A 12,388-nucleotide genomic window follows, 5' to 3' on the forward strand; every position below is an offset into this window, starting at 1 on the left:
GTTCCTCTCTCTACCGCTATGCCTGTACAACGCTGGCACCGCAACCCCCACAACTGGCAAGATCAAGGCTTGATCTCGTCGCGAAGCTGCCATGCCCCTTCCCCTGATTTACCATGACGACTACAGCCCGGACTTTCCCGCCGAGCACCGTTTTCCGATGGACAAGTTCCGTCTGTTGCGCGACCACCTGATCGACAGTGGGCTGACTACCGATCAGGCACTGCTGCGCCCCGAGCTGTGCCCAAACGAGATTCTCGCGCTGGCCCATGATCGCGACTACATCGCGCGCTACATGGACGGCGCACTTTCCCGAGAAGACCAGCGCCGCCTTGGCTTGCCGTGGAGTGAAGCACTCGCACGTCGAACCGTACGGGCGGTCGGCGGCTCATTGCTGGCCGCCGAACAGGCACTTAAGCACGGTATCGCCTGCCACCTGGCGGGAGGGACCCATCATGCTCATTATGACCATCCTGCCGGATTCTGCATTTTCAACGACCTGGCCGTGATCAGCCGTTACCTGCTGGAAGCCGGGCGCGTGCATCGCGTCCTGATCTTCGATTGCGATGTTCACCAGGGCGACGGCACCGCACGCATTCTTCACGATACACCGGACGCCATCACCGTTTCACTGCACTGCGAGCAGAATTTCCCGGCGCGCAAGGCCCAGAGTGACTGGGACATTCCGCTACCTCGGGGCATGGGCGATGCCGACTACCTGAGGGTGGTCGAGGACGCACTGAACTACCTGCTGCCCCTGTACCAGCCTGACCTGGTGCTTTACGACGCGGGGGTCGATGTCCACAAGGACGATGCCCTGGGCTACCTGCAACTGACCGACGCGGGGGTTGCCGCCCGCGATGAATGCGTGCTGCGCCATTGCCTGGGACGTGATATCCCGGTGGTTGGCCTGATTGGCGGCGGCTACAGCAAGGATCGCCAGGCCCTGGCACGGCGCCACGGCATTCTGCACCACAGCGCACACCGGGTACTTTACCCACAATGACTGTGGAACCGCCTGTGGATAACCTGAGTGAAAGCCAGCCCAGCCCTTGATCGGCGTGGCCTGCAGAATGCCGATCATTTTTTGTACAGTGTTTCCCGGCCCCCGCCTCAGGTAGAATGCCGGCTCTTTTCAATCGCCTGCAGCCCACCATGACTGAGACCTCTCACCCGCACCGCCCACACGTCGCTATCATCGGGGGCGGCCCGGCTGGGCTGATGGCCGCCGAAGTGCTCGGCCAGGCCGGGATTGCAGTCGACCTTTACGACGCCATGCCCTCGGTGGGCCGCAAGTTCCTGCTGGCCGGCGTCGGCGGCATGAACATTACCCATTCAGAACCCTACCCGGCCTTTGTCTCGCGCTACGCCGAGCGTGCCGACGCGATCAAGGCGCTGCTCGACGACTTTGACGCAGACGCCCTGCGCCAGTGGATTCACGGCCTGGGCATCGAGACCTTCATCGGCAGCTCCGGCCGGGTGTTCCCCCGCGACATGAAAGCCGCGCCCCTGCTACGCGCCTGGCTCAAGCGCTTACGCGACAGCGGTGTGGTTATCCACACCCGTCACCGCTGGCTCGGCTGGACGAGCGAAGGCAGCTTACGCATGAGTTACCCACAGGGCGAGCTAGCGCTCAAACCAGATGCGGTGTTGCTGGCACTCGGTGGCGGCAGTTGGGCACGGCTCGGATCAGACGGCGCCTGGTTGCCCTGGCTGAAAGCGCAAGGCATCGAAACAGCACCGCTACAGGCGGCCAACAGCGGCTTCGAGGTCGAGGCCTGGAGCGCGCTGTTGAAAGAGAAGTTTGCCGGTGCGCCACTGAAAAACATCGCCATGAGCCTGCCAGGCCAAGCGCCGCGACTGGGCGAGTGCGTGGTCACTGAACTCGGCCTTGAGGGCAGCCTGGTCTATGCCTTGTCGGCGCAGATCCGCGAGACCATCAACCGCGACGGCCATGCCACGCTGCTACTGGATCTGTTGCCCAACAAGCCTGTGGATAACATTGCCGCCGCACTGGCCAAGCCCCGTGGATCGCGCTCAATGGCCAAACACCTTCACAGCCAATTGGGCCTGGACGGGGTCAAGGCCGCCCTGTTGCGCGAGCTGACCGCCCCAACGACCTTTGCCGACCCGCTGCTACTGGCTCGTGCGATCAAAGCGCTGCCGGTCACGCTGGTGCGCCCTCGCCCACTGGACGAAGCCATCAGCAGTGCTGGCGGGGTGACCTTCGAAGCGCTGGACGAACACTTGATGCTGCGCCAGTTACCTGGGGTGTTTTGCGCGGGGGAAATGCTGGACTGGGAAGCGCCCACCGGTGGCTATCTGCTCACCGCCTGCTTTGCCAGTGGGCGTCGGGCCGGGCTGGGTATGCTGGAGTGGTTGAAGCACCCATAAGCCACACGTGTAGCGTCGGCAACGCCGACGCACACGATGACCGAGCGATTACGGCTTGCGCTTGCGCGGGCCGGTGTTGAAGGTCGGCACCTTACGTACAGGCTTGGCCTGTGGTGCGGCTGCAGGCGTTTCACCGCTGTCCAGCCAACGACCAAGGCTGCGCTTGGCACCACCCTCTTTCGGCTTTTTCGGCTTCTTTGGCTTTTTCAGGATCTGCCCACTGGCGTCGGTCACCGGTACCCGGTGCTCTGGCGCGAAATCCGGCTCTTCGTGACGCGGCAGGGTCTTGCGGGTCAGGGTTTCAATGGCCGAGAGCAGTTGCACTTCATCAGCACACACCAGCGAGATCGCTTCACCGGTGTTGCCAGCACGACCGGTGCGGCCAATGCGGTGAATGTAGTCTTCAGCCACGATCGGCAGGTCGAAGTTCACCACCAGCGGCAGGTCGTCGATATCCAGGCCACGGGCGGCCACATCGGTCGCCACCAGGATCTGGATTTCATTGGCCTTGAAGCTGTCCAGTGCCCGCTGGCGTGTCGCCTGTGGACGGTCGCCGTGAATACCGTCGGCATTCACGCCTTGACCGCGCAGGCGCTCCACCAGTTGATCGACACCATTGCGGGTCTTGGCAAACACCAGCACCTGCTTCCAGCGCTGCTTGCGCATCAGGTGGATGAACAACTCTGGCTTGCGCTTCTTGTCCACAGGGACAATCCACTGTTTGACCGTGCTTGCCGCAACGTTACGCGGACTGACTTCGATGCTCAGCGGTTCATTGAGCATCTGCCCGCCCAGCAGGCGAATCTCGTCGGAGAAGGTGGCCGAGAACAGCAGGGTCTGGCGACGGTTAGGCAACACGGCGTAAATCGCCCGCAGCTCCTCGGAAAAGCCCAGATCAAGCATGCGATCGGCCTCATCCAGCACCAGCGCCTGAAGCTGATTGAACTTCAGTGCATTCTGCCGAAACAGGTCCAACAGGCGCCCAGGCGTTGCAACCAGCAGGTCGACGCCTTTGCGCAGCTTCATCATCTGCGGGTTGATGCTCACCCCGCCGTACACCGCATAGGTGCTGAGCGGCAGGTGTTCGGCGTAGTCCTGGATATTGCGGTGAACCTGCTCGGCCAGTTCACGCGTCGGCACCAACACCAGCGCACGCACCGAGTTGCTGGCAACCTTGGCACCTTCCATCGTCAGGCGCTGCAGCAGCGGCAAGGCAAAACCGGCCGTTTTGCCGGTGCCGGTCTGGGCGGCCGCCATCAGGTCACGCCCGGCCAGCACTGCCGGAATGGCTTGCGCCTGAATCGGCGTCGGCGAGTGGTAGTCGAGGCGCTCAAGCGCGCGCAGCAAAGGTTCAATCAGGCCAAGTTTGGCGAATGTCATGGCAATACCGTCAGGGGAATTCAGCAATGGCGGCAGTTTACCTTGTTCGACGTCCCGGCATGCAGCACGCCGTTGTCAAAACAGCCACAACGCCCCCTTTACTTGGAAAACGCTTCCTTGCCCACCTCGACAGCCGGAACGCTGGCGGCACTCGGCTTACGCCACTGAGGAACACCAATCAGCACGACGGCACCAATGATCACCGCCATCGCCAGACACTCCTCGAAGCCAATCTGCTCGCCCGCAAAGACAATGCCCAGCAGCACCGCCACTGCCGGGTTGACGTAGGCGTAGCTGGTGGCCGCTGCCGGGCGCACATGCTTGAGCAAGTACATATACGCGCTAAAGGCCAGGATCGAGCCGAAAAACACCAGATAGGCCAATGCCCCCCAACCCGCAGCGGTCGGCATCTGCGTCATGCGCTCACCGCTGAGTGCGCTACCCAGCAACAACACCAAGCCACCCACCAGCATTTCCGCCGCACTGGCCATCGGCCCCTGAGGCAGTGGCAGGCTTTTGCTCCACACTGAACCAAATGCCCAGGAGGCTGCCGCAAACAGAATCAGGGCCGCACCCAGCGGGCTCGCCTGAAGGTTCGAGCCCAGGTTAAGCAAACCGATACCCAGCAACCCGAGGAGAATCCCTGCCCACTCCAGACGCGTGTTGCGTTGCCCCCACAACAGGCCAAACAACAGTGTGAACAATGGCACGGTCGCAACCGCCAAGGCCGCAACCCCGGAGGCGACCCCGGCATGCTCGGCGACCGTTACGCCTCCGTTACCGCAACTGAGCAGCAATACGCCGATCGCTCCCGCCGCGCGCCATTGCGGCCAGGTCGGTGCGGGCACCCCACGCCAGCGCAGGAACGCATAAAGCAAGGTACCGGCAATCATGAAACGCACCCCCGCCATCAACAACGGCGGCCAGGACTCCACACCGATGCGAATCACCAGGTACGTCGAGCCCCAGACCAGATACAACGCGAGGAAGGCACCGATCAATAACAGTGGAAAGCGACGAGAGGCAGGCATGGCAGGCTCGAAATCGAGTAAGTAAGGGGATTAGTTTAGAAAGCAGCCCAACTAAACTTAAGCTACAAAACCTGTTTATAGTGCCGTAACAGTTTCTAAACAAAGGTTGTTCAGGCCCATAACCTTCTTTTCAAAAGATCTCTCGCACCATGGATAAATACGATCGGATGCTCCTCGCCGCGCTGCTGGAAAATGGCCGCGCGTCCTTCGCTCAGTTGGCCCGCAAGGTTAACCTGTCGGCACCGGCGGTCGCCGAGCGGGTGGCCAAACTGGAAGCCAGCGGAGTAATAACCGGCTATCAAGCCAAGGTCGACATGAGCAAGATAGGCCTGCCTATCCAGTGCGTGATCGAACTGCGCCTGGCCAGCCACGGCAATCAACAGGCCTACGAGGCGCTGACGCAGATCCCTCAGCTCACCGAGTGCCACCGGGTCACGGGCGACCCCTGCGTGATCATGCAGGCGGCTGTCGGCTCGATGCCGGAACTGGAAGACCTGATCAACCGGGTTGCCCAGTTCGGCTTCAGCAAGACCTCGATCATTCTCTCGAGTGCGGTCGAACGGCGCGTGCCCTTGGGGCAGCTGGATAACCCGGCGAAAAAAGCCTAGCGATAGCGCTTGAGCGTTTCGGCGATTTTCGCCGCGGGTACTTTCTGCAAACTGCAGAACAACGGGTGCGAGACTGCACTCACGCCGTGGCGCAAACGCAACTCATCGGCCAGGTGCTGAGCCAGGTTGGCAGCCATCTCGGCGTCGGCCATGGCCCGGTGAGCGGTACCGGTGTCCGGCAAGCCAGCCCAGCGGGTCAGGGTGCCCAGTTTGTGGTTCGGCGCGGCTGGCAGCAGGCGTCGGGACAGCAACATCGAGCAGGCAAAGTGCTGGGTACGCTGACGGTTGATCTGTGCCAGCTCGTAATCCCAGAACTTCTGGTCGAAGGCCGCGTTGTGCGCCAGCAATGGCGTGTCGCCCACAAACTCAGCGACCTCGTTCATGACCTTGGCGACCGGCGGCGCACTGCGCAGCATGGCAGTGGTGATACCGGTCAGCCCGGCGACAAAGGCAGGCACCGCAAGCCCGGCATTCATCAGGCTCTGGTAACGCTCGACAATACGCCCGTCTTCAAGCATGACCACGGCCACCTCGGTGGCGCGGCAACCGGGGCCCGGGGAAATACCGGTGGTTTCAAAGTCGATGACAGCGATACGTTCCACAAGAACCTCTGGTTTGAACTCAATGCTTGAGCAGCAACTCGCCTTCGATGGGCACGTAGCGACTGGCGGCGCGGATCAGTGAATTGGCGGTGAGCCCCGGCACGCCATAAGCGACCGCTTCGACCCCATGACGGCTGATAATGCGTTCAAGCAGCAGGTCGAAGTCACCATCGCCCGAGGCGAGTACCACTTCATCAACCCGTGCGGCAGCATCCATCACATCCAGGGTGATGCCCACATCCCAATCGCCCTTGGCCGAGCCATCGCTGCGCTGGATGTAAGGCTTGAGTTTGACCGTAAAACCGAGGTTGCGCAGGATCTGCTGAAACTGCTGTTGCTTGCTGTCACCACGGTCGATGGCATAGGCAACGGCCTCGACGATCTGCCCGTGTTGGCTGACATCAGCCCAGAACGCGGCATAGTTGAAGTGACAGCCATAGGCCTGGCGCACGGTGTAGTAGAGGTTCTGCACATCGGCGAACACTGCGATTTTCTTCACCGTACTTCCTCATTACGCCCAGGGACCGGCCACCTGTGTCAGCCGTTTCGGCGCACAGTATGCCAGCCCCAGGGCGAATGCGGGTACTCGCGGCTCAGACGTAGGAGTCGTCGTCGCTGAAGAAGCCACCATCGTCGTTGTAGTCGGTGCCCATGAAGCCGCCCTGATCATTGCCATAACCGCTATTGTCGGCGGTCAAGCGTTGCTCATCATTGCTTCCCCAGCCGCTGTCGCTGGCCGGTGCCGGCTCTTCCTTGATCACCTCGGTCACCGTTTCAGGCTGCGAGTGATGATTGAACAGGCTGCTGATGCCTTGTGCGAGCATCACCCCACCGGCAACGCCAGCGGCAGTTTGCAAGGCACCACCCAGGAAACTGCTGGCACCGCCACGGGCTGGCGCAGCAGCAGGCTGTGCATACGCTTGCGGCTGCGGCGCGACACCTGGCGCGTTGAACGAACTGGCCGGAGCCGGTTCGCGCCAACCGCCAGTGCTGGTGGGCGGAGGCGAGACTGGCTGACTGGCAACCGGTTGAGGTTGAGGCTGTCGGGTGCCGCTGCCGAAGATGCCGGACAAAAACCCACCGCTGCTTTGGGTCGTCGCCGCGACTTGAGCCTTCGCCTGGGTGAGTTCAGCTTGCAGCTGCTTGTTCTGTTCGTCGAGGCGCTTGATGGCAGCCTCCTGAACCAGAATTGCCTGAGTCATGTAGTACGGGGCCGCACTCTGCTGTTGCAGGTGCTCGGCGATCCGCGCTTGAGCCTGGGCGTCTCGTGGCGCAGACGTGGCCTCAGCCTGCTTGAGCTTGGCAAACAGGCCATCGATCAGGGCTTGCTCTTCGCTGTTCATGAACAACCTCGTTGGATAACTGGAGAAACAGACTCACTGAAAATAAGGGCCGCGGCCAGTGATTCAATGCACCTGAAGGATGAAACTTTTTTCAGGTCAATGGCCCTCGGGGATGCGATATGGACTAAAGAATCTACCCCACGTTCGCTTCAGTGCACGGTATTTCTTTCTGACCAACGGTAGAGACCCCGTAGCTAGGGTATGCTCAGGCATCACCCGGAACCCGCCAAGCCGCGCCGATGATCCGATTACTGCGCAATACCCTGCTTACGCTGTTACTGACCATTGCCCTGCTCTGGACGCTGGCCTCACACCTGAGCTGGCAACCTGCCCCCCGCGAAGACCTGCCCGTCAGTTGTACGGCCAGCAGCACGCCGCTGGTGCCTGGTCAGGCACTCAAGGTCATGACCTGGAACGTGCAGTACCTGGCCGGCAAGCGCTACGTCTTCTGGTACGACGAAGGACGCGGCAGCGATACACGGCCCACCGCTGAAGACCTCGCGCATAACCTCGACGAGGTAGCCCGCGTGATTCGTGCCGAACAACCCGATATCGTTCTGCTCCAGGAACTGGACAACAATGCCAAGGCCACGGGCTATCACGATCAACTGGCGTTGTTGCGTGAACGCCTGGTCGACCTCTATCCGTGTGCGGTACAGGCCTACGACTGGAAAGCGGAGTTTGTCCCGGACTGGCATGTTTTCGGCAGTGTTGGCCGCAGCCTGGCAACCCTGAGCCGTTACCCGATCAGCAAGGCTCAACGCCTGCAACTGCCGACAACCGCGAGCAATGCACTGAGTCGCCTGCTCCAGCCCCAGCACGCGGTGCTGGCCAGTTACCTGCCACTGCGTGACGGCGGCCAATTGGCGGTGCTCAACACCCGCCTGGCGCACTATGAAACGCAGAATGATGTTCAGCGCCAACAGGTTCAGGCGCTGGTTAAACAACTTGGCAGCCTGGAACGCCAAGGCGCGGCATGGTTGATTGGAGGGGATTTCAACATGCTGCCACTCGGACAGTACCGGCGCCTCACGCCCCAGCAACGCGGGTTGTACGCGGCTGACAGCGACCTGCACCTGCTCTGGGACACGTACCCCATGATCCCCAGCAATGCCGAGGCCAGCGGTGTAGATCGCGCCCGCTGGCTTACCCATTATCCCAACGACCCCAATGTGAGCGCTCCGGACCGAACCCTCGACTACCTGTTCCACAGCCCCAAGCTCACGCGTGTAAGCGCACAGGTGCTGCAGCAGGACACCCTGGAAATCTCCGACCACCTTCCTGTGAGCGCTCGCCTGCTGCTGCCGGTAGCGCCTTGACTATTTGCGCGGTTTGGCTCGCGCCGTGGCTTCGGCTACCAATGGGTCATCGGGCCAATAGTCACTGATACCAAATGACTGCTCTTAAGATTGACACCCCCTGCCCCCAGAAAAACCGGGGCCTAGCTCAATCGGGGTGCGACGGTGGTTGACTGTCAATTCTAGCTCCAGTGATTGACTGAAATCACCCTACCCAGCCATCACCATTGACACCCCGAAATCACCCTCCATTCCTGCTCTCTGCAGACCATTGACACCTTTCCTCATTCGCATGGAAAGCCGGTAGAGCCAACGAGGCTGGACGACGGATACTTCAGGTCAAAGGTGCAATAGACCAAAGAGCTCACGATTCAAACTCCTGAAGAGTCCTACAGCGATGAACTTTGGGGCCACCCCAAGAAGGCGCCGGCAGCCCCAATAGTCAGAACCAGAGGTTCACGACTTTGCCTATTGGGTGTGGCACACCGAGGCGCACGTCCGGCAGCCATTCGACTGCTGGTACGTATTGCGAGCTTGACGCACTGCGCTCACACAGCTCGTGTGGTAGCCGAGGTCGAGACGATTGTGGGGGGCCGGCAAGTAGATGCACGAACTGGTATGCACCTCGTGATCGCCGTTGGCTTGAGCCCGCTCTTTGTTCGATTGGGCAAGAACCGAGGCCGCAAGGGTCTTGGTCGTGGCGCTGTGACGGATGTGAGCCCGACAGGGCCGAGACGCAGCTTGCTGCGGCTCGGTTCACGACAGCCGGTCTGCCGCAGGCAGCACGCCCCAACCAACCTGGAGATGGCAATGCAGGACGAAAAGGACGATACAGTCTATTGCAACATTCGAATGCCGGTTGCCCAGGGCAGGCAGTTGCTCCAAATCGTGAATGCGCTTAGAGAATCTCAGGCCCTACCCAGCCTGGATCGCGTATTCCAAGATATGCAGAGCGAGCTCTGCATGAGCATCGAGAACGTCGACAACCCGTCAACCTGGGGCCCTTGGTGCCAGTGAATTCTGCACCGTCAAAGCTCATCATCCAAACATTCATCGCCTCACATTCGCTTCCAAGCCAACAACGTTCTGAGCTCTAGATCGCATCTGCAACCTGCCGGCTCGCATCACCACCCACCCATGCCGGCAAGCTGTCCAGGCCGTAAGAAAACAGTCCAGCGCCCACAGCAGCACGGTGTGACCTATTGATACGCTAGCGATAGCGTTCCCGCAGTGGCATATTGCCGTCTTGAATAAGCTTTCCAGGCTAACGGAAGGCGATGATGGCTAGGTTGGTAATAGATAGGGATCATCATTGATGAGATTTCAAATTGATTCAGTTCAGGCTGATGGTTTCTGGGTGCCGCTGACCGACAATCGACTCACAAACATGCGTGACAACATTTACACGATGATTGTTGGGCAGAATGCGGTGGGCAAAAGTCGGCTATTGAGAAAAATCGTCAGCAACTATATTTTTGCCGACAAAGATCTTGAGCACTTTCGCCCCAAAACCAAAGAGTATTTTGAATTTAGTGAGCGCCACCCCAACTACCAGCTTTTCTATTCCAATCACAATAACAACTACTCAAGCCACAAGCATACTGATATAGAAATACCTGCAAACTCAAATGTTCATCCGGACATATGGCATGCGCTGTATTCTCAGAATGAGCTAACATCCTCGTACTTCGATCCTGACGACCTAATTGAAGAACCACTCAGTTATGGGCGTGGGGAGGTTATGCCTTCAAAAGGTTCGACTTGGTCACCTACTCATGTAATTGCTGTATCCACGGGGCGGCACGATAGATTTCCAAACTCAAGCCAGTTTAAAAAAGAGTTGGCGTCATCGAGCTATAGCTACATAGGTACAGAGCGACCACATGGAAGCAGCGTGCCTAGCAGCATTGCTTCCCTAATAGATGGCCTATTAAAAGGTCAACAAAATACGCACAAGCTCTCGAAGATTTTTGATTATCTCGGCTTCTTTCCTTATCTCGACCTCAAGCTTAGCCTGGATATGAAGCAGTTAAAAAAATTAAGCGAATTGGAGAGGAACGAACTATACCTGAGCTGCCATCCTGACCTCATTGAATATCTGGCAGGCGAGCAAGAATACATTCCGTTTATCGACAGCCATCGCATAAAATTTCATGAAACACTAAGGCGGCAAAAAAGATATCATATTGAACTTAATTTTTGGGGCCTTGACTCAGGAATAGATCGAGAAATTCTGAGTGATTTAGTACCACTCTTGAAGGTCGGCCTCGTAAAAATTTACGATGTAACCCTGATCAAATCAAATGAGAAATCGAGACTAAGACTAAGCCAGGCAAGCTCAGGGCAGCAGTGTATGCTGACCATTATGCTTGGTATTGCGGGCTCAATTCAGAATGGATCATTAATCTGCATCGATGAGCCAGAAATTAGTCTACACCCTCAATGGCAATCAAACCTTGTCAAACAGCTACAAGAAGTGTTCTCTGATTACTATGGCTGTCATTTCATAATCGCGACTCACTCCCCACAGTTAGTGTCCGGCCTCGCAACCGAAAGCGGCTACGTGCTCAACCTGGAAGAAAAAAGACTTTATCACTCTTACGAGTACGCCAAACGATCCGCAGATTTCCAACTTGCAGAAATATTTCATTCCCCAGGGCAAAACAACGAATATTTACTCCGAATAACTCTCCTTCTTCTTACAAAAATAACTCGCCGCGAACAACTAGAACTAGAAGACAAAGAAACAATCCATAAGCTTCTGCTGATCAAAAACAAAATGAGTGACACCGACCCGGTATATCACCTCATCGGACAGCTTGAGGCTCTGTATTGATGAAACCTATAGCCTTCACAGGTGCAGACCTCACATTTGTAGAGGCATACGATGGGGTAAACCATCGTATTTGGAACTCTACAACAGGGCCAATTATTCCGCTTAGAGCTTCCATTCGCGATCATTACCTTGAAGAACAAGGTTTCGTCTGCGCGTACTGCCGAATGCTCAAGCGAGAAAAACATGGCTTGACTTGGGACGTCGAACACATAATCCCTAAGTCAGAGCATCCACGTTTTTTATTTGAGCCACTAAATCTCGCGCTGGCTTGCAAAGAATGCAATTTGAGCAAACATGACAAAAGCGTCTTAATAGCCCCTCTAAACGGCAAGTCTGCTTACCCAAGAGATAAAGACTCATTCGCCATAATTCACCCGCACCTTGACACCTACTCCGAACATATGGAAGTAGCTTTCATTGCGGGCAAAGTATTTCATCGCCCGAAAAACAAGCACAAAGGCAAAGAGACCTTCATAATGTGCGACCTAATAAGATTCTCGTATGAATATGGGGAATGGAAAGACTTTAGCTACGGCATCACCAAGGAAGTAAACGATTTTCTAAACAAGTGCCCTCCCAACTCAACTCCCCAGCAGATATCTCAACTTCTTGGCTTTTTGAGCTTCACCGTCAATGTTGACTTTGCTCCGCAGTGAAACTGAAAAAAGGATCGAGCCCCTATCGCATCACGACAGGCCTATCGTGATGCGACTGGCTAGCCAAACTATTCAACATCAACATCAACATCAACATCAACATCAACATCAACATCAACATCAACATCAACATCAACATCAACATCAACATCAACATCAACGTCATGGTAGGCATGCAGTCATCTACCACTTACGTTAAGTCTTTCTAGGCTTGGCTTTTGCGGTGGCTTCCGCAACCAATGG

At 57.6% G+C, this 12,388-nt stretch carries 12 protein-coding genes; 7 read left to right on the plus strand and 5 right to left on the minus strand.

Going from position 1 to position 12,388, the window contains the following annotated elements; all coding sequences use genetic code 11:
- The first annotated feature begins 91 nt into the window (after window positions 1-91).
- Together AB7M23_RS03125 and AB7M23_RS03130 are read left to right on the plus strand one after the other, a co-directional pair.
- A complete protein-coding gene (locus tag AB7M23_RS03125; protein WP_065760940.1) occupies window positions 92-1,003 on the plus strand; it encodes a histone deacetylase family protein in 912 nt (303 codons plus the stop codon).
- 149 nt (window positions 1,004-1,152) lie between these two features.
- Window positions 1,153-2,391: a TIGR03862 family flavoprotein gene (locus AB7M23_RS03130; protein ID WP_454240188.1), complete on the plus strand. Its 1,239-nt coding sequence runs from the start codon at window positions 1,153-1,155 to the stop codon at window positions 2,389-2,391.
- A 48-nt stretch (window positions 2,392-2,439) separates the two neighbouring features.
- Here the strand turns inward: AB7M23_RS03130 and AB7M23_RS03135 are convergent, their stop codons facing one another.
- Together AB7M23_RS03135 and yedA are read right to left on the minus strand one after the other, a co-directional pair.
- Window positions 2,440-3,771 carry a DEAD/DEAH box helicase gene (locus tag AB7M23_RS03135; protein ID WP_454240189.1) on the minus strand — a complete coding sequence of 444 codons (1,332 nt, stop codon included), beginning with the start codon at window positions 3,769-3,771 and terminating at the stop codon, window positions 2,440-2,442.
- A gap of 98 nt (window positions 3,772-3,869) precedes the next feature.
- On the minus strand, window positions 3,870-4,802 hold the full coding sequence (gene yedA / locus AB7M23_RS03140) for a drug/metabolite exporter YedA (RefSeq protein ID WP_099775879.1): 933 nt from the start codon (window positions 4,800-4,802) through the stop codon (window positions 3,870-3,872).
- Window positions 4,803-4,951: 149 nt separating this feature from the next.
- Between yedA and AB7M23_RS03145 the strand changes: the two genes are divergently transcribed.
- Window positions 4,952-5,410: an Lrp/AsnC family transcriptional regulator gene (locus tag AB7M23_RS03145; protein WP_102051680.1), complete on the plus strand. Its 459-nt coding sequence runs from the start codon at window positions 4,952-4,954 to the stop codon at window positions 5,408-5,410.
- Here AB7M23_RS03145 and AB7M23_RS03150 read toward each other — a convergent pair.
- The 3 genes from AB7M23_RS03150 to AB7M23_RS03160 form a co-directional block, all read right to left on the minus strand.
- Entirely contained in the window at window positions 5,407-6,012 is a 606-nt protein-coding gene (locus tag AB7M23_RS03150) for a 3'-5' exonuclease (protein WP_065760937.1), read from the minus strand. The genes AB7M23_RS03145 and AB7M23_RS03150 overlap by 4 nt on opposite strands.
- A 19-nt stretch (window positions 6,013-6,031) precedes the next feature.
- Window positions 6,032-6,511, minus strand: coding sequence for an NYN domain-containing protein (locus AB7M23_RS03155; RefSeq protein ID WP_099775881.1), 480 nt, complete (start codon window positions 6,509-6,511; stop codon window positions 6,032-6,034).
- A 94-nt stretch (window positions 6,512-6,605) separates the two neighbouring features.
- The gene (locus tag AB7M23_RS03160) at window positions 6,606-7,355 is read right to left on the minus strand and encodes a DUF2076 domain-containing protein (protein ID WP_454240190.1); all 750 of its coding nucleotides are present in this window, start codon (window positions 7,353-7,355) and stop codon (window positions 6,606-6,608) included.
- Between the two features lie 239 nt (window positions 7,356-7,594).
- Between AB7M23_RS03160 and AB7M23_RS03165 the strand changes: the two genes are divergently transcribed.
- The 4 genes from AB7M23_RS03165 (at window position 7,595) to AB7M23_RS03180 (ending at window position 12,145) form a co-directional block, all read left to right on the plus strand.
- The gene (locus AB7M23_RS03165) at window positions 7,595-8,674 is read left to right on the plus strand and encodes an endonuclease/exonuclease/phosphatase family protein (protein ID WP_454240191.1); all 1,080 of its coding nucleotides are present in this window, start codon (window positions 7,595-7,597) and stop codon (window positions 8,672-8,674) included.
- 597 nt (window positions 8,675-9,271) lie between these two features.
- A complete protein-coding gene (locus tag AB7M23_RS03170; protein ID WP_454240192.1) occupies window positions 9,272-9,670 on the plus strand; it encodes a hypothetical protein in 399 nt (132 codons plus the stop codon).
- 298 nt (window positions 9,671-9,968) lie between these two features.
- A complete protein-coding gene (locus AB7M23_RS03175) occupies window positions 9,969-11,489 on the plus strand; it encodes an AAA family ATPase (protein ID WP_454240193.1) in 1,521 nt (506 codons plus the stop codon).
- The gene (locus AB7M23_RS03180; RefSeq protein ID WP_454240194.1) at window positions 11,489-12,145 is read left to right on the plus strand and encodes an HNH endonuclease; all 657 of its coding nucleotides are present in this window, start codon (window positions 11,489-11,491) and stop codon (window positions 12,143-12,145) included. Before AB7M23_RS03175 ends, AB7M23_RS03180 begins: the two co-directional genes overlap by 1 nt.
- Window positions 12,146-12,388 lie beyond the last annotated feature (243 nt).

The sequence above is a fragment of the Pseudomonas sp. HLS-6 TE3448 genome (assembly GCF_053629555.1).

Excerpts from the sequence above, each read along its gene's own strand:
- AB7M23_RS03145 (WP_102051680.1), top strand. The coding sequence starts at position 4,952 with ATGGATAAATACGATCGGATGCTCCTCGCCGCGCTGCTGGAAAATGGC.
- AB7M23_RS03175 (WP_454240193.1), top strand. The coding sequence starts at position 9,969 with ATGAGATTTCAAATTGATTCAGTTCAGGCTGATGGTTTCTGGGTGCCG.
- yedA (WP_099775879.1), bottom strand. The coding sequence starts at position 4,802 with ATGCCTGCCTCTCGTCGCTTTCCACTGTTATTGATCGGTGCCTTCCTC.
- AB7M23_RS03135 (WP_454240189.1), bottom strand. The coding sequence starts at position 3,771 with ATGACATTCGCCAAACTTGGCCTGATTGAACCTTTGCTGCGCGCGCTT.
- AB7M23_RS03160 (WP_454240190.1), bottom strand. The coding sequence starts at position 7,355 with ATGAACAGCGAAGAGCAAGCCCTGATCGATGGCCTGTTTGCCAAGCTC.
- AB7M23_RS03170 (WP_454240192.1), top strand. The coding sequence starts at position 9,272 with ATGCACCTCGTGATCGCCGTTGGCTTGAGCCCGCTCTTTGTTCGATTG.
- AB7M23_RS03125 (WP_065760940.1), top strand. The coding sequence starts at position 92 with ATGCCCCTTCCCCTGATTTACCATGACGACTACAGCCCGGACTTTCCC.
- AB7M23_RS03130 (WP_454240188.1), top strand. The coding sequence starts at position 1,153 with ATGACTGAGACCTCTCACCCGCACCGCCCACACGTCGCTATCATCGGG.
- AB7M23_RS03180 (WP_454240194.1), top strand. The coding sequence starts at position 11,489 with ATGAAACCTATAGCCTTCACAGGTGCAGACCTCACATTTGTAGAGGCA.
- AB7M23_RS03165 (WP_454240191.1), top strand. The coding sequence starts at position 7,595 with ATGATCCGATTACTGCGCAATACCCTGCTTACGCTGTTACTGACCATT.